Genomic DNA, 15,321 nt, shown 5'->3' with positions numbered 1-15,321 from the left:
TATGCAACAGTTTCTTGTTACCGCCAATGGCCCTCTGCAGGGAGAGGTCGTTATCTCCGGCGCTAAAAATGCCGCCCTGCCAATTTTATTTGCCAGCTTGTTGGCCGAGCAGCCAACAACGATCAGCAATGTGCCGCGCTTAAAAGATATTGAAACCACCCTGAAGCTGTTGCAACTTTTCGGTGCCAAGGTCTCACATCAGGATGATGTGGTTAGCGTTGACGCCAGTGCCATCAGTAATCAGTTCGCTCCTTACGAGCTGGTGAAAACTATGCGTGCCTCTATTCTGGCACTGGGCCCGTTACTGACGCGTTTTGGTCAGGCAGAAGTGTCCTTGCCAGGTGGCTGCGCAATCGGCGCCCGGCCGGTTAATCTGCATATCGATGGTCTGCGTAAGATGGGGGCAGAAATTACCGTTGAGAACGGCTATATCAAAGCCCGTGCCAGCCGTTTAAAGGCGGCACATATCGTAATGGATATGGTCAGCGTAACCGGTACTGAAAACCTGATGATGGCCGCCGTACTGGCAGATGGCAAAACCATTATTGAAAATGCAGCCCGCGAGCCGGAAGTGGTCGATTTGGCGGTCTATCTAAACAGTCATGGTGCAAAAATCAGTGGTGCCGGTACCGATACGCTGGTGATCGAAGGGGTGCCAGCACTGCATGGTGGTCAGCACAAGGTACTGCCGGATCGCATTGAAACCGGCACCTTCCTGGTTGCTGCTGCCGTCACCAAAGGTGATATTATTTGCCGTAATGCCGCACCAGCCGATCTGGAAGTGGTATTGGAGAAACTGCGTGAAGCCGGCGCCGAGGTTACTACAGGTGAAGACTGGATCCGCCTGAATATGACGGGCCGAAAGCTGAACTCCGTTGATGTGAAAACGGTACCGCATCCTGGCTTTCCAACCGATATGCAGGCGCAATTTACTGTGCTAAACGTGGTTGCCGAAGGCGTGGGTATGGTCACGGAAACGATCTTTGAAAACCGCTTTATGCACGTACCTGAATTACAGCGCATGGGCGCCCGTATTCGTCTGGAGGGCAATACCGCTGTTTGTCAGCACAGCCCTTCGCTGACCGCGGCTCAGGTGATGGCAACCGATCTGCGTGCTTCGGCCAGTTTGGTCATTGCCGGTCTGGTGGCACAGGGTACTACTGTTGTCGACCGGATCTATCATATTGATCGCGGCTACGAGCGCATTGAAGACAAGCTGCAGCGGCTGGGCGCGCATATCGAGCGGATTAACGCCTGATAGCGAGTTATCTGACCAACGAAAAATACCCGGTTTTAGCCGGGTATTTTTTTTGGCGACGCTTTGTTTGGCGGTGTCGTCGGTGTTAGTGGCAGCGCTATATCAGCGTGCACAAAGTAGTTTAACGGCGACGTTGTTCCCGCACTGTGGTCATGATCGTCAGGCGCTGACCGCCACGATCGATAGTAAAGGGTAGTTCAGTATCAGGCGCAGTTTCCGCGATAAAATTCATCGCTTGGCGCATATCAGCGAATTGTTGGCCAGCAATTTCCAGAATAATATCGCCGCTTTGTAAACCTGCGATGGCAGCCGGACCGCCTGCGGCGACTTCAGTTAGCATTAAACCGTACAGTGGTTGTCCGGTAGAAAACAGACGATCACCGGCAGAGTTCACCACTGCTTCGCCAGACACGCCAAGGTAGCTGCGGGTAACCCGGCCATATTTGATCAGTTTCTCCATAATATTGCGCGCCAACTGGTAAGGCACGGCAAAAAAGATGCCCTGAATGTCCTGATTTTGTACCTGAAAAGCTGCTGCATTAATGCCAACCAGCACGCCATTACTGTTCACCAGGGCGCCCCCTGAGTTCCCTTTGTTGATGGCAGCGTCCATCCGCATAAAATCCGGATAACCGCGTGAGCTCAAACCGGTATTGCCATTCGCACTGATAATGCCCTGAGTGATGGTTTGGCCTAAATTGAGTGGGTTGCCAATGGCCAGTACCAGATCACCGACCTGGGGCTCAATCGACGGATCCTGCGGGATCACCGGCAGATTATCTGCCTGCACGTATAGCACGGCTAAATCAGAGATTTCATCCTGGCCAATTAATACTGCTTCCAGCCAGCGGCCATCCTGCAGCGCCACTTCAATATGGTCGGCGCCATAAACGACATGATAGTTGGTGAGAATATAGCCCTCAGCCGACATAATGACGCCTGAGCCCAGCTCCTGGCGTTCAATAGTTCGGGGCCGCAGCGAACGGGGATCGACGATCCGACTACGGGTATAGACATTGACGACGGCGGGGGCCGCCCTTCTTACAGCACGGCTATAGGATACCGGCGCAGTGCTTTGTTCTTCAGCCTGGGACTGGAAACTGGGCAAGCTGATACCGGCCAGGTTCGGGAAAAACCAAACCAGGATAAATGCCAGGGCCAGGCCATAGGCAATGCTTCGCAGGATAAACAGCAGGCTGGTGCGCACAGTTTCATTTCTGAACGAGAATTAATAGCGCTAGCATAGCATTAAAAGCGGGCAGACAGTAGCGCTAAGCGACTGTTGCCCGCGAAGATTTTTAGCGGATCAGGATATAGAGCAGGCTATCTCCACGCTGGATATTCAGCGCCGCCACACCGCCGTCACGTTGTTCCAGTAAACGGCGTAGCTCATTCATATTGCTAACGCGTTGCCGGTTAACGCCAATAATCAGGTCGCCCTGGCGTAAACCCACCTGCGCAGCGGCTGAATTGGCTTCAATTGCGGTAATTTCAATGCCGCGCTCGGTATTACTGAGGGTTGCCCCTCTGAGCATCGGGTGCAGCTCAGTCGCTTCAACCGTGGTGCTGGCCGCTTCTTGCAGCGTGACTTTGATATTACGCTCACGGCCATCCCGCAGTACGCCAAGCGTCACTTCCCGACCGGCACCCAGGGTAGCAATTTTGGCGCGCAACTCATCAAAACTCTGAATGCGGTTGCTGTTAATGCTGACAATCACATCGCCGGATTGCAGCCCCGCCTTGGCAGCCGCACTGTCGGGCAGAACTTCACCGACAAAGGCGCCACGGTTGACGTTCAGATTTAACGCTTTAGTCAATTCAGCTGTGACATTGGAGCCACGCACCCCGAGGCTGCCACGGCGCACTTCACCAAACTCCAGGATCTGATCAACCAGATTTTTCATCATATTACTGGGAATGGCGAAACCAATACCAATATTGCCGCCGTTGGGGCCAAGGATAGCAGTATTAATACCGATCAGCTCACCACGCAGGTTCACCAGAGCGCCGCCCGAGTTACCGCTGTTAATGGCGGCATCGGTCTGAATAAAGTCTTCAAAGGCATCACCGCGGTTCAGGCCACTGCGGCTTAGTGAACTGATGATACCGGAGGTTACGGTTTGCTCCAGTCCAAAGGGGTTACCGATGGCGATGGCAAAATCACCAACCCGCAATTGATCAGAGTCGGCCAGCGGCAGTTGCACCAGATCTTTGGCTTCAATCTGTAACAGTGCGATATCGCTTTCCGGATCGGCACCGAGTTTTTTCGCGCTAAAGGTGCGGCCGTCTTTCAGCCGTACCTGAATTTCACTGGCGTCCTGTACCACATGGTTATTGGTAACAATATAGCCTTTGGCGGCATCGATAATTACGCCGGAACCCAGGCCACGGAACGGCCGCTCTTCACGCATTTCACCCGGACCGCGCGGCCCAAAGAAATGCCGGAATGCATCGGGTACCCGCTGCCGGACTTCGCGACTACCAGCCACTGAAATATAAACTACGGCTGGCGTTGCTTGTTCCAGCATCGGCGCCAGGGTCGGCATTTCCTGCTGATTGGCGCGATTGAGAAAGGGTAGGGCGGCATTCGCCGGCGTTACCGCAGTGAGGGTGAATGCTGCAAAAACTGCAGCGCTAAGCAAAGACAGTTTTTTATTCATCGTCTGATAGACTCCTCAAGAAAAGGTGAGACTAAGAGGCGCTTTAGATAAAAAAGTTCTGAATTAATCGCCGAAATTTATTGCTGTAAAGGACGAACTTAGTCGTCCTTACGCGGTTTTTCCTTAATCAGCCCGCTGGCCTCACCGGAGTAGTCGCGTGGTTGCTGTTCCGTTACCGAGTGCTGACGGCGACGCTCATCCAGCTGATGTAACGACTGTTTGATCTGGCGGTGGGTGTCGGCCGAAAAGAAATTAATTTCATCCCGCGGATTAACCGGTTGCTCAACCAGTTGCATCTTGGATTGCTGCACATGACGGGCGATCTTGGCGTAGTTATCCTGCAGCTGACTCATTAACTGGTGCGTGGTGTCCAGATGTTCAGACACATCCTGGCGATATTGCGCCAACTGTTTCTTACTTTCATCCAGTTCCTGTTGTAACTTGCTTTGCCCGAATTGGCGGATACTGATTAAACGGGTGGTTACGCCACCGACGATGATGCCAACAACTAACCAGACCAGAGACGTCGTTAAGTCCATGCTAACTCCTTAATTACAAAAATATGGCGTAGTCTACCCTAACTTCTTATACAAGGTGGTAAGGCATGTTAAGATTATGAACCTTAATTAGAGGTTAACCAGCAGACTTTCAAGTAAAACTTATGACGCCACTGGAAAAATATCAGCAAGATCTGAAACGTGCTGATTTTCATTATGATGCTGCGCAGGAGTTTGCGGTTAAGCAACTGCAGCGCCTGTTCGATGATTATATCAACCGCCCGCCTTACAAACCCAGTTTATGGCAGCGCTTGAGTGGTAAGGTGCAGCTACCGCAGCCATTGCTGGGCTTATATTTCTGGGGCGGTGTCGGGCGTGGTAAAACCTATCTGGTGGACACCTTCTACGAATGCCTGCCAGGCGAGCGCAAGCTGCGCGTGCATTTCCACCGTTTTATGCACCGGGTGCATGAAGAGCTAAAACAGCTGAAAGGCGTCAGTGATCCGCTGGAAAAAGTGGCCGATCGCTTTAAGGCGCAAACCGATATTATCTGTTTTGATGAGTTCTTTGTCTCTGATATTACCGATGCGATGATCTTGGGTACGCTAATGCAGGCACTGTTCGCCCGGGGTATCACGCTGGTAGCAACCTCAAATATTGAACCCGATGGCCTGTATCGCAATGGCCTGCAGCGGGCGCGCTTTCTGCCGGCAATTGAACTGATAAAACGCTACACCAAGGTGGTTAATGTCGACAGCGGTATTGATTATCGGCTACGCACCCTGGAACAAGCCGAGATTTATCACTACCCACTTGACCCGCAAGCTGATACCAATCTGGAACAGTACTTTCTGGCACTGTCAGTTGAGCCGCGGCAAAGCGCGGTCAGTATCGAAGTGGCGAACCGTAAACTGCAAACCCGTGCCGAGGCCGATGGCATTGTCTGGTTTAGTTTTTATGAGCTGTGTGAAACCGCCCGTAGTCAGTATGACTATATGGAATTGAGCAAGTTATACCATACCGTGCTGTTATCCGGTGTGCAGCCCATGGGGCAGCATAATGACGATGTGGCGCGCCGCTTTATTGCGCTGGTTGACGAATTCTACGAGCGGCACGTTAAGTTAATTATCTCGGCCGCGGTACCGCTGGAACAGCTATATCAGGGCGGTTTACTCAGTTTTGAATTTAAACGCTGTATCAGCCGGTTACAGGAAATGCAGTCGCATGATTATCTGGCCAGCGAACATTTACCCTAAGCTAAAAAATTTCGCGTCAGACTGCTGATCTTTATTGCTGTTTAATATATAATCCGCGCCCGGCCAACGTTACAGCCTTATACTGCCGTTAGCCCGGCAGTTTTTGCATTCGAAGGGGTGCGATAACGACAAAGTGCATCAGCCCTGCACTTTGTCAGGTGTAACTTTAGTTATTTTGGAATGAGTTTAATGAAAACTTTTACTGCAAAACCAGAAAGCGTAACTCGCGACTGGTACGTTGTTGATGCAAACGGTAAGACATTAGGTCGTATCGCTACTGAGATCGCTGCGCGTCTGCGTGGTAAGCATAAGCCGGAATTCACGCCGCACGTTGACACTGGTGACTACATCATCGTGGTAAACGCTGACAAAGTGGTTGTTACCGGTAACAAAGCTCAGGCGAAAATGTATTACTCGCACACTGGTTTCCCAGGCGGTATCAAAGAAATCAACTTCGAGAAGTTGATTGCTAAGAAGCCGGAAATGGTTCTGGAATCAGCTATCAAAGGCATGTTGCCTAAAGGCCCACTGGGTCGCGCTATGTTCCGTAAGTTAAAAGTTTACGCCGGCGCAGAGCATCAGCACGCTGCTCAGCAACCGCAAGTTTTAGATATTTAATCGGAGCATAACATGGCACAGAATCAATACTACGGAACTGGTCGTCGTAAAAGCTCAACGGCGCGTGTTTTCTTAAAAGCTGGTTCAGGTAACATCGTTGTTAACCAACGTGGCCTGAAAGAGTACTTCGGCCGTGAAACTGCCTGCATGGTAGTAAAGCAGCCGTTAGAACTGGTTGATATGGTAGAAAAGTTTGACCTGTACATCACTGTTAAAGGCGGTGGTATTTCTGGTCAGGCCGGCGCTATCCGTCACGGTATCACCCGTGCACTGATGGAATTTGACGAGTCACTGCGTCCAGCCCTGCGTAAAGCTGGCTTCGTTACCCGTGACGCCCGTCAGGTTGAGCGTAAGAAAGTGGGTCTGCGTAAAGCACGTAAACGTCCACAGTACTCAAAGCGTTAATTTCGTTTTGTACAGAAAAACCCGGTATTACCGGGTTTTTTTTTGCCTGCCGGTTAGCAACCGTGATGAGCTGGCACTGCGACTTTACAATCAGACTAAGATATTAGGTGTTCAGCGCGCCTTAATCCTTGTGCAACGCAAGGCTTTTCATTATGATCGGCAATATTTTGTAATTATAATAATGCTGAATTTCAGCCGCTTAATTTTTAATCGTTAAGCGTTTCAATGTGGAGATGAGTGGATGAGCAATGCGCCTGTAGATCATGGTCGCCGCCGCTTCCTGACCATTGCAACCTCTGTTGTGGGGGGCGTTGGTGCCATAGGAGCTGCTGTGCCCTTTATTGCGTCCTGGAATCCGAGTGAGCGGGCTAAACAAGCCGGTGCGGCAGTAAGTGCTGACATCAGTAAACTCGAAGATGGGCAACTAATCCGCGTAGAGTGGCGTGGTCGCCCGGTGTGGATCGTAAAGCGTACCGAAGAAATGCTGGCCCAACTGGCCGATACCGAGAACCGCTTACGGGATCCAGGTTCCAAGGAGCCGCAACAGCCCGCTTATGCCCAGAACCGTCATCGTTCCATCAAGCCGGAAATCTTTATTGCCGTCGGGATCTGTACTCACCTGGGCTGTTCACCAACCTATCTGCCAAGTGACTTTGCGGCACAGGTTGAAGGCATCCGCTCTGGTTTCTTCTGTCCTTGCCACGGTTCCCGTTTTGACATGGCTGGCCGGGTGTTCCAGAACGTACCTGCCCCAACCAACCTGATGATTCCTCCGTATATGTTTATCGATGACAACACCGTGCTGATCGGTGAAGACGAGGGGGCTGCCTGATGTTTAAGAATATTATGAGCTGGATTGAGTACCGCTTACCCTTTATGGATAAGATGAACCTGCATGTGATGCAGTATCCGGCACCAAAAAACTTTAACTTCTGGTACTTTTTCGGCTCGCTGGCGATGTTAGTGCTGGTAAACCAGATCGTGACCGGTATCTGGCTGACCATGAACTATGAGCCATCAGCCGAAGGTGCTTTTGCCTCTATCGAATACATCATGCGTGATGTCGAGTACGGCTGGTTACTGCGTTATATGCATTCAACCGGTGCCTCTGCTTTCTTCGTCGTGGTCTACCTGCATATGCTGCGCGGTATGATGTACGGCTCTTACCAGAAGCCACGCGAACTGCTGTGGATCTTCGGTATGCTGATCTTCTTAGTTCTGATGGCAGAAGCTTTCATGGGTTATATGCTGCCATGGGGCCAGATGTCGTTCTGGGGTGCGCAGGTAATTATCTCGATCTTCGGTGTTATTCCGTTTATTGGCGATGATTTAACGCTGTGGATCCGCGGTGACTATGTTATCTCTGGTGCTACCTTAAACCGCTTCTTTGCGCTGCATGTTATTGCCTTACCACTGGTGTTGGTGATCCTGGTGTTCCTGCACATTATGGCACTGCATGAAGTGGGTTCGAACAACCCGGACGGTATCGATATCAAACGCGATAACGATGGTTCTGTTGAACTGACCGAAGCCGACAAGAAGTTTACTTTCCACCAGTATTTCACCAAAGGTGGCAAGAAAGTGATTGTCGATGCGATTCCATTCCACCCGTACTACACGGTAAAAGACTTAGTGGGTGTTGCCGGCTTCCTGTTAGCCTTTGCTTTTGTGATCTTCTTTGTGCCTGAGGGCGGTGGTTTCTTCCTGGAGCCGCCAAACTTTGAAGTGGCTAACCCAATGAAGACGCCTGAGCATATTGCACCAGTTTGGTACTTCACGCCATTCTATGCCATCTTACGTGCTATTCCGGATCCGTTACTAGGCGCTATCGCGATGTTCCTGGCCATCCTGGCACTGGCGTTACTGCCGTGGATTGACCGTGGCAAGGTACGCTCTGTGCGTTACCGTTGTGAACTGCACCGCTGGAACCTGGTGATGTTCTGCATCAGCTTTGTAGCGCTGGGTATTCTGGGTGTGTTACCTGCGACACCAACTTATACCGTGTTGTCTCAGATCTTCTCATTTACCTATTTCGCGTTCTTCGGTTTGCTGTGGTTATACAGTAAAAATGAGAAAACCAAACCACTGCCAGTGAGGTTAACCTGATGATGAAAAAGTTACTTTCTGCTGTTGCATTATTAGCCTCATCGCTGGCAATGGCGGCGGGCCCGACGATTCCGCTGGACAAGGCGCCAATCGATCTACGGGATAAAGCATCATTACAAAATGGTGCCAAGTTATTCCAGAACTATTGCCTGGGTTGTCACCAGATGCAGTACCAGCGTTACTCCCGGACCTTTAAAGATCTGGGGATCCCGGAAGATCTGGGCATGGAGCATCTGATGTTTACCGGTGAAAAAGTCGGTGATCATATTACTAATGCGATGCCAGCGGACTATGCTGAAAATTCCTTCGGCGTGTTACCTCCGGATCTGACTAACGTTGCCCGGGTGCGTGGTGCTGATTGGTTATATACTTATCTGCGCACCTTCTATGTTGATGACAGCCGCCCGTTTGGCGTTAACAACAAGGTATTCCCGTTGGTAGGTATGCCGCATGTGCTGCAAGAGTTGCAAGGCGTACCTTATCAGGCTTATGAAACCCGCCTGGTGGATGGTCAGCCGAAAGAAATCTACGTTGGTATCCGTACTGACGGCAGCGGTGAGCTGAGCCCGGAAGAGTATGATCGTGCAGTGGCCGATTTGGTGAACTATATGGTTTACACTGGCGAGCCAACCAAACTGGAAGCCCGCTCTTTGGGGATCAAGGTGATGATCTTCTTATTGATCTTCTTCGTGCTGGCTTACCTGCTGAAGAAAGAATATTGGAAAGATGTTCACTAAGCATTTGTTTTTAAAATAGTTACTATCGGGGGCCTTGTGCCCCCTTGCCGTTTTAACTGTACCGGAGGAATAGATGGCGATCATTGCCAATAAACGCCCTGTGATGACATTATTTTCAGCTGTTGATGATATGTGTAGTCATCAGGTCCGCATAGTGCTAGCGGAAAAAGGCGTAACGGTTGATATTCTCCAGGTAACGCCGGACAACGTGCCGGAAGATCTTTACGAAGTTAACCCCTATGGCAGCTTGCCAACCTTACTGGATCGCGAGCTGGCGCTGTATCAGGCAGATATCATTATGGAGTACCTGGACGAGCGCTTCCCGCATCCGCCACTGATGCCGGTTTATCCGGTTGCCCGTGGTCAGGCACGCTTAATGATGTATCGCATTAAGCATGACTGGTACAGCCTGGCAGAGAAAATTCTGCAGGGTGATGACGAAGCGGCCATTGCGCGTCAGGAGTTAAAAGAAGGACTGCTGTCGATTGCACCGCTGTTTAGTGAAGCGCCGTTTTTTATGAGTGAAGAGTTTGGCCTGGTTGACTGTTATATGGCTGTGTTGCTGTGGCGCTTACCTTTACTGGGTATTGAGTTAAACGGCAGCGGTAGCAAACAACTGAAAACCTATATGAACCGCATTTTTGAACGCGATGCGTTCCAGGCCTCATTAACAGAAGCTGAGCGCGAAATTCGTAAGGGGATGCCGCTCTGATGCAAAAGATGACGGCCAACCGGCCCTATTTATTGCGCGCCTTTTACGACTGGATAGTCGATAACAAGTGCACGCCTTATCTGGTGGTCGATGCAACCTATCCGGCGGTAAAGGTGCCGCAGCAATTTGTACAAAATGGCCAGATCGTGCTGAATATTCTGCCTTCTGCCATTGGTAATCTGCAGCTGGGCAATGAGTTAATCACCTTTAATGCCCGTTTTAGTGGTCAGCCCTTTGCGCTGTCGATTCCGGTAAAGGCCGTGCTGGCTATCTATGCCCGTGAAAACGGTGCCGGCACTGTCTTTACACTGGAAGAAGACGAAGAGGATGATCAGGATTTTGTTTCTGATGCTACGCCGGATGACTTGCCGCCAGAGCCGCCGAAGCCGGGGCGCGGCAGCCACCTGAAAGTTGTGAAGTAATGTAAGTCAATAAAGCCGGGTTTCCCGGCTTTATGCATCTTATCCTGTTAGGTATTTCCAATCTTGTTTTAGCTGCTGCAAAGTTGGCGCGATGCCGGTGTGACCAACATGGGCTGTCAGTTTTTTTGCGCCAGCTGCCAAAAGCTTTTGATCAGCGGTTCCTGCTGCCGCTTTGCCAGCATACAGATCCCCAGGTCAAACGGCTGAAACGGATATTGATGTTCCAACACCCGTACCCGCTCTTTTACCGGGCTATGCTGCAACACCGGATCCGGCACTATGCTGACACCGCTGCCTAATGCCACCATCGACACCAGGGCTTCGTGGCCATCAACCTTGGCCACTACAGCCGGATTAATATTGCAGTCTTTCAGCCAACGGTCAAAACGACTGCGCGCCGGACCATGCTCGGGCAGGATCAGCGGTATCTCATTCCAGTTTACCTCTGCACCGGCCAGTAAATCATTAACCCGGCACGGGATCACCGGTGCAATCAACCGCACCGGCAGGCTGGCAATGCTTTGAAAGTACATGGTAGTTGGCAGCTGCTCCGGGCGGGCGGCGATAGCAACATCGGCTTCATCCTGCTTAATGCGGTCAATAGCCTGCGCCGCATCACCGGTACTCAGCTGAATTTCTGCCTTTGGGCAGTGCAGGCGAAATTTATCCAGCAGCGCCGGCAGATGGCTATAGCTGGCGGTAACGGTACAGTAAATCCTTAAGGTACCGCTAAGCTCGCTGCTGGCTAGCTGTAAATCCAGTTGCAGCTGATGCCATTCATCCAGCCACAGCCTTACAAAGCGTTGAAAGCGGCTGCCGGCCGTGGTCAGTTTCACCGTTCTGTTATCGCGTTCAAATAAGCTGCTGCCGAGCTCTTCTTCCAGCCGTTGGATCACCCGGGTCAGAGTGGAGGGGCTAACAAACATCTGCTCGCTGGTGCGGGCATAATTCAGGCTGCTGGCCAGATGTAAAAACAGTTGTGCGCTACGAATATCCATCTTTATTGCAGAATGTGAAATGCAGTGTTGAAAATATATCACTTCACGCAATAAAAGTCGCGTTATAGACTGATTTCATCAAAGCAGCGCATCCCTGATGAAAAACCCGCTGCTCCTGTTGGCAAAAGCCACAGCACGAATGTTGGAACTGACGATGAGCAATTACTTTAATACCTTAAATTTACGCCAGCAGTTACGCCAGTTAGGCCAGTGCCGCTTTATGGACAAAGCTGAGTTCGTTAACGGCTGCAGCTTTATCAAAGATTGGAATATAGTGATCGTCGGTTGTGGCGCGCAGGGCCTGAATCAAGGGCTGAATATGCGCGACTCAGGGTTAAACATCAGCTATGCGCTGCGTGATGAAGCCATCGCCGAAAAGCGGGCTTCGTACCAAAAAGCCAGTAGCAATGGCTTTACTGTCGGTACTTATCAGCAGTTAATTCCAGGTGCCGATCTGGTATTAAACCTGACCCCGGATAAGCAGCATAGCAGCGTAGTGGATGCCATTATGCCGCTGATGAAGCAGGGCGCGACCCTGGCTTACTCGCACGGCTTTAACATCGTCGAAGAGGGTAAGCAGATCCGGCCTGATATTACGGTGATTATGGTGGCACCTAAGTGTCCGGGTACCGAAGTACGGGAAGAATATAAGCGCGGCTTCGGCGTACCGACCTTAATAGCAGTGCATCCGGAGAACGATCCTAAAGGTCAGGGGCTGGAAATTGCCAAAGCCTATGCTTCCGCAACCGGCGGTGATCGGGCCGGGGTATTAGAGTCCTCCTTCGTTGCCGAAGTAAAATCCGATTTAATGGGCGAGCAGACCATTCTGTGTGGCATGTTGCAAACCGGCGCTATTCTGGCCTTTGACAAGATGGTTGCCGATGGTATGGAAGCCGGTTATGCCGCAAAACTGATTCAGTATGGCTGGGAAACCGTAACCGAAGCCTTAAAGCACGGTGGCATCACAAATATGATGGACCGGCTGAGCAATCCGGCCAAGATCAAAGCTTATGATCTGGCAGAGGAGTTAAAAGGCACCTTACGTCCGCTGTTTGAAAAACATATGGACGACATTATCAGTGGCGAGTTCTCCCGCACTATGATGGCAGACTGGGCTAATGATGATAAAAACCTGCTGACCTGGCGTGAGCAAACCCGTGACTCGGGCTTTGAACAGGCGCCGGTATCCAGCGAGCAGATCAGCGAACAAGAATATTTTGACCGCGGCATCCTGTTAGTGGCCATGGTAAAAGCCGGCGTCGAGCTGGCCTTTGAAACCATGGTCGATGCCGGCATTATCGAAGAGTCGGCTTACTATGAGTCGCTGCATGAAACGCCATTAATTGCCAATACCATCGCCCGTAAGCGCTTATATGAAATGAACGTGGTGATTTCGGATACGGCTGAGTACGGTAACTACCTGTTTGCTCATGCTGCAGTACCTTTGCTGCGCGATAAGGTAAATAGTTTAAGTAGTGAATATATCGGCAAGGGCTTAAGCAGCAGTCAGAATGGTGTCGATAACCTGAAGCTGATTGCCGTCAATGAAGCTATCCGCCAGCATCCGGTGGAAGTGGTAGGTAAAAAATTACGCGGCTATATGACAGCAATGAAACGCATTGTCGAGGCGAATTAAGCCAGCGCGCAAAGAATGATGTGGTTACAGGTCGTCAGGCCAGACACAGTGTGCCGCCTGACACCTGACCAATAATGATGTTATACGTGGACCTTGGTTGTTTTGCCCCGCTTGTCGGGGCTTTTTTTTGGGTGTAAGGTCAAGCACAACAGGCAGCTAAAGGAAATTGTAGAGATGAAAACCATAGCGCTGGTCGCGCATGATGGCAAAAAGGCCGCTTTACTGGATTGGATCGACCGGCACCGGCTGTTTTTTGCGGATAAGAAGCTGGTAGCAACCGGTACCACCGGCAAACTGATTAGTGAGCGCTTACAACAGCAGGTGCAGTGTCTGGCCAGTGGTCCGCTCGGAGGTGACCAGCAAATCGGCGCTTTAATTGCCGAACAGCAAATCGACTGGCTGATCTTTTTCTGGGATCCGCTGTCATCGCAGCCGCACGACCCGGATGTTAAGGCCTTGATCCGGCTGGCCGTGGTCTGGAATATTCCGGTGGCTTGTAATATCGCCACCGCAGACTTTATTATCCATTCCAGTTTGTACCAGCAGGACTACCAGCGTCAGATACCGGATTTTAAAGCTCATAACGACAGGTTTAGGGGTTAGGGCGTCAACCCGCCCTCGGCAGCTTACAGGTTTTAATGCCGAGCAGAGTATAGGCCGGACAGAAATTAAATAACCCGGTCAGCAGCGGGATCACGCCCAGCCAACCCCACCAGCCAATGACGCTGGTGGCGGCCGCTGCAATCAACACCACACCAACAATAATGCGTATTACCTTATCAATACCGCCAACATTTGCTTGCATTTTCGACTCCAGTTTAGCTTTACCTTATGTAAGATAGCGTTAATTCACCGCTCTGGCCAGGTACATCAGCGGAAAAGTTGCGCCAGCGCATAGTTTATTATTGAGAATTGTTCTTGTTTATGTTTAGATGTGCGCAATCGTTATTACCTAATGCGGAGCTGTGATGAAACTAAATAAAATGCTGTTATTGGTTGCCGCTAGCCTGGCATCCTGTGCTTTACACACCAGTGCTGCTTTTGCGGCTGAAGTGAATGTTTACTCCGCCCGACAGGAGGAGCTAATCAAGCCGTTACTGGACAAATTTACTGCTGAAACCGGGATCAAGGTCAACTTAATTACCGGCAATGCCGATGAACTGATCACCCGCATCAGCAGCGAAGGTCGCAATAGTCCGGCCGATCTGCTGTTAACCACCGATGTCGGCCGGTTAGCCCGCGCTAAGCAGCAAGGCGTATTACAGGCCGTATCCTCTGACACCTTACAACAACAGATCCCGGCCAATCTGCGTGATCCGGCTGGCGTGTGGTATGGCCTGACCGTACGCGCCCGGCCAATCATGTATGTCGAAGGTAAGGTTGATCCGAAGCAGTTATCAACCATGGCTGATCTGGCCGATCCGAAGTGGAAAGGCAAGATTTGCGTGCGTTCATCCAACAATGTCTATAACCAGTCGCATATTGCCGCCATTATTGCGCATGACGGTGTAGCAAAGGCCGAAGCCTGGGCGCGTGGTCTGGTGGCGAACTTTGCCCAGCCACCGCGTGGTGGCGACCGTGATCAAATCAAGGCGGCTGCAGCCGGGGTATGTGATATTGCCTTAGCGAATACTTACTATCTGGCTGGAATGCTGGCTGATCCAGCCGAGCAGGCTGCGGCGTCTAAAGTCAAAGTGTTCTGGCCGGATCAGCAAGGCAACGGTGCTCATATCAATATTTCCGGTGCCGGTGTGGCGACTTTTTCACCAAATAAACAGAATGCGGTGAAATTGCTGGAGTATATGGTACAGCCGGCAGCACAACACTGGTATGCTGAAGCGAATCATGAATATCCAATTCGCGCTGATGTGAAAATCAGCACGCTTCTTGAAGGTTTTGGCACCTTTAAAGCAGACAATTTAGAGCTGGAGCAGTTAGGTGAACTTAATGCCGAGGCAATCCGCGTTATGGATCGTGCTGGCTGGCGGTAACACTGTACCGCCAGAGCAAGGGGGT

General features: G+C 51.0%; 17 protein-coding genes. 12 read left to right on the top strand and 5 right to left on the bottom strand.

Translation table 11 applies throughout. The annotated features are described in order from the left end of the window. Window position 1 precedes the first annotated feature (1 nt). A complete protein-coding gene (gene murA, locus H1D31_RS14305) occupies window positions 2–1,258 on the top strand; it encodes a UDP-N-acetylglucosamine 1-carboxyvinyltransferase (RefSeq protein ID WP_065955448.1) in 1,257 nt (418 codons plus the stop codon). Window positions 1,259–1,379: 121 nt separating this feature from the next. Here the strand turns inward: murA and H1D31_RS14300 are convergent, their stop codons facing one another. From H1D31_RS14300 to H1D31_RS14290, 3 genes are all read right to left on the bottom strand, one after another. Next, window positions 1,380–2,465 (bottom strand): trypsin-like peptidase domain-containing protein, encoded by a 1,086-nt coding sequence (locus H1D31_RS14300; RefSeq protein WP_261259481.1) that lies wholly within the window; start codon window positions 2,463–2,465, stop codon window positions 1,380–1,382. Window positions 2,466–2,556: 91 nt separating this feature from the next. After that, complete coding sequence (locus tag H1D31_RS14295) at window positions 2,557–3,918, bottom strand: DegQ family serine endoprotease (RefSeq protein ID WP_261259480.1); 1,362 nt, start codon at window positions 3,916–3,918, stop codon at window positions 2,557–2,559. A 98-nt stretch (window positions 3,919–4,016) separates the two neighbouring features. Then, window positions 4,017–4,457, bottom strand: a complete 441-nt coding sequence (locus H1D31_RS14290; RefSeq protein WP_008606883.1) for a YhcB family protein — start codon at window positions 4,455–4,457, stop codon at window positions 4,017–4,019. Window positions 4,458–4,579: 122 nt separating this feature from the next. Between H1D31_RS14290 and zapE the strand changes: the two genes are divergently transcribed. From zapE to H1D31_RS14250, 8 genes are all read left to right on the top strand, one after another. Continuing rightward, window positions 4,580–5,671 (top strand): cell division protein ZapE, encoded by a 1,092-nt coding sequence (gene zapE, locus H1D31_RS14285; protein ID WP_261259479.1) that lies wholly within the window; start codon window positions 4,580–4,582, stop codon window positions 5,669–5,671. A 189-nt stretch (window positions 5,672–5,860) separates the two neighbouring features. Continuing rightward, window positions 5,861–6,289, top strand: a complete 429-nt coding sequence (gene rplM / locus H1D31_RS14280; protein ID WP_008606885.1) for a 50S ribosomal protein L13 — start codon at window positions 5,861–5,863, stop codon at window positions 6,287–6,289. A gap of 12 nt (window positions 6,290–6,301) precedes the next feature. Further along, a complete protein-coding gene (gene rpsI / locus H1D31_RS14275; RefSeq protein WP_008606886.1) occupies window positions 6,302–6,694 on the top strand; it encodes a 30S ribosomal protein S9 in 393 nt (130 codons plus the stop codon). Window positions 6,695–6,935: 241 nt separating this feature from the next. Further along, on the top strand, window positions 6,936–7,526 hold the full coding sequence (gene petA / locus H1D31_RS14270; RefSeq protein WP_008606888.1) for a ubiquinol-cytochrome c reductase iron-sulfur subunit: 591 nt from the start codon (window positions 6,936–6,938) through the stop codon (window positions 7,524–7,526). Next, the gene (locus tag H1D31_RS14265; RefSeq protein WP_008606889.1) at window positions 7,526–8,800 is read left to right on the top strand and encodes a cytochrome b; all 1,275 of its coding nucleotides are present in this window, start codon (window positions 7,526–7,528) and stop codon (window positions 8,798–8,800) included. The genes petA and H1D31_RS14265 overlap by 1 nt, the downstream gene beginning before the upstream one ends. A 2-nt stretch (window positions 8,801–8,802) precedes the next feature. Next, the gene (locus H1D31_RS14260) at window positions 8,803–9,537 is read left to right on the top strand and encodes a cytochrome c1 (protein ID WP_065955466.1); all 735 of its coding nucleotides are present in this window, start codon (window positions 8,803–8,805) and stop codon (window positions 9,535–9,537) included. Window positions 9,538–9,610: 73 nt separating this feature from the next. Further along, complete coding sequence (gene sspA / locus H1D31_RS14255; protein ID WP_008606891.1) at window positions 9,611–10,249, top strand: stringent starvation protein SspA; 639 nt, start codon at window positions 9,611–9,613, stop codon at window positions 10,247–10,249. Window positions 10,250–10,257: 8 nt separating this feature from the next. Next, on the top strand, window positions 10,258–10,671 hold the full coding sequence (locus tag H1D31_RS14250) for a ClpXP protease specificity-enhancing factor (protein WP_039924974.1): 414 nt from the start codon (window positions 10,258–10,260) through the stop codon (window positions 10,669–10,671). Window positions 10,672–10,787: 116 nt separating this feature from the next. On the opposite strand, the gene ilvY is transcribed toward H1D31_RS14250, so the two are convergent. Continuing rightward, window positions 10,788–11,669 carry an HTH-type transcriptional activator IlvY gene (gene ilvY, locus H1D31_RS14245; protein WP_261259473.1) on the bottom strand — a complete coding sequence of 294 codons (882 nt, stop codon included), beginning with the start codon at window positions 11,667–11,669 and terminating at the stop codon, window positions 10,788–10,790. A gap of 154 nt (window positions 11,670–11,823) precedes the next feature. Here ilvY and ilvC point away from each other — a divergent pair, with 154 nt between their 5' ends. Both ilvC and H1D31_RS14235 read left to right on the top strand, forming a co-directional pair. Further along, on the top strand, window positions 11,824–13,305 hold the full coding sequence (ilvC, locus tag H1D31_RS14240; RefSeq protein WP_261260095.1) for a ketol-acid reductoisomerase: 1,482 nt from the start codon (window positions 11,824–11,826) through the stop codon (window positions 13,303–13,305). Window positions 13,306–13,479: 174 nt separating this feature from the next. Beyond that, entirely contained in the window at window positions 13,480–13,908 is a 429-nt protein-coding gene (locus tag H1D31_RS14235; protein ID WP_261259472.1) for a methylglyoxal synthase, read from the top strand. Between the two features lie 4 nt (window positions 13,909–13,912). Here the strand turns inward: H1D31_RS14235 and H1D31_RS14230 are convergent, their stop codons facing one another. Further along, window positions 13,913–14,110 (bottom strand): DUF2892 domain-containing protein, encoded by a 198-nt coding sequence (locus H1D31_RS14230; RefSeq protein ID WP_261259471.1) that lies wholly within the window; start codon window positions 14,108–14,110, stop codon window positions 13,913–13,915. 163 nt (window positions 14,111–14,273) lie between these two features. Here H1D31_RS14230 and H1D31_RS14225 point away from each other — a divergent pair, with 163 nt between their 5' ends. Next, on the top strand, window positions 14,274–15,296 hold the full coding sequence (locus H1D31_RS14225) for a Fe(3+) ABC transporter substrate-binding protein (protein WP_261259469.1): 1,023 nt from the start codon (window positions 14,274–14,276) through the stop codon (window positions 15,294–15,296). Window positions 15,297–15,321 lie beyond the last annotated feature (25 nt).

The sequence above is a fragment of the Alishewanella sp. BS5-314 genome (genome assembly GCF_025377695.1).
Taxonomy (GTDB): Bacteria; Pseudomonadota; Gammaproteobacteria; order Enterobacterales; family Alteromonadaceae; genus Alishewanella; species Alishewanella aestuarii.
This window is presented reverse-complemented; position numbering and strand designations above follow the sequence as displayed.

Bases quoted from the DNA above. Each gene is read 5' to 3' on its own strand.
- ilvY (WP_261259473.1), bottom strand. From the start codon at position 11,669: ATGGATATTCGTAGCGCACAACTGTTTTTACATCTGGCCAGCAGCCTG.
- ilvC (WP_261260095.1), top strand. From the start codon at position 11,824: ATGAGCAATTACTTTAATACCTTAAATTTACGCCAGCAGTTACGCCAG.
- zapE (WP_261259479.1), top strand. From the start codon at position 4,580: ATGACGCCACTGGAAAAATATCAGCAAGATCTGAAACGTGCTGATTTT.
- H1D31_RS14290 (WP_008606883.1), bottom strand. From the start codon at position 4,457: ATGGACTTAACGACGTCTCTGGTCTGGTTAGTTGTTGGCATCATCGTC.
- H1D31_RS14295 (WP_261259480.1), bottom strand. From the start codon at position 3,918: ATGAATAAAAAACTGTCTTTGCTTAGCGCTGCAGTTTTTGCAGCATTC.
- H1D31_RS14260 (WP_065955466.1), top strand. From the start codon at position 8,803: ATGAAAAAGTTACTTTCTGCTGTTGCATTATTAGCCTCATCGCTGGCA.
- sspA (WP_008606891.1), top strand. From the start codon at position 9,611: ATGGCGATCATTGCCAATAAACGCCCTGTGATGACATTATTTTCAGCT.
- H1D31_RS14225 (WP_261259469.1), top strand. From the start codon at position 14,274: ATGAAACTAAATAAAATGCTGTTATTGGTTGCCGCTAGCCTGGCATCC.
- petA (WP_008606888.1), top strand. From the start codon at position 6,936: ATGAGCAATGCGCCTGTAGATCATGGTCGCCGCCGCTTCCTGACCATT.
- rplM (WP_008606885.1), top strand. From the start codon at position 5,861: ATGAAAACTTTTACTGCAAAACCAGAAAGCGTAACTCGCGACTGGTAC.
- H1D31_RS14265 (WP_008606889.1), top strand. From the start codon at position 7,526: ATGTTTAAGAATATTATGAGCTGGATTGAGTACCGCTTACCCTTTATG.
- rpsI (WP_008606886.1), top strand. From the start codon at position 6,302: ATGGCACAGAATCAATACTACGGAACTGGTCGTCGTAAAAGCTCAACG.
- murA (WP_065955448.1), top strand. From the start codon at position 2: ATGCAACAGTTTCTTGTTACCGCCAATGGCCCTCTGCAGGGAGAGGTC.
- H1D31_RS14230 (WP_261259471.1), bottom strand. From the start codon at position 14,110: ATGCAAGCAAATGTTGGCGGTATTGATAAGGTAATACGCATTATTGTT.
- H1D31_RS14235 (WP_261259472.1), top strand. From the start codon at position 13,480: ATGAAAACCATAGCGCTGGTCGCGCATGATGGCAAAAAGGCCGCTTTA.
- H1D31_RS14250 (WP_039924974.1), top strand. From the start codon at position 10,258: ATGACGGCCAACCGGCCCTATTTATTGCGCGCCTTTTACGACTGGATA.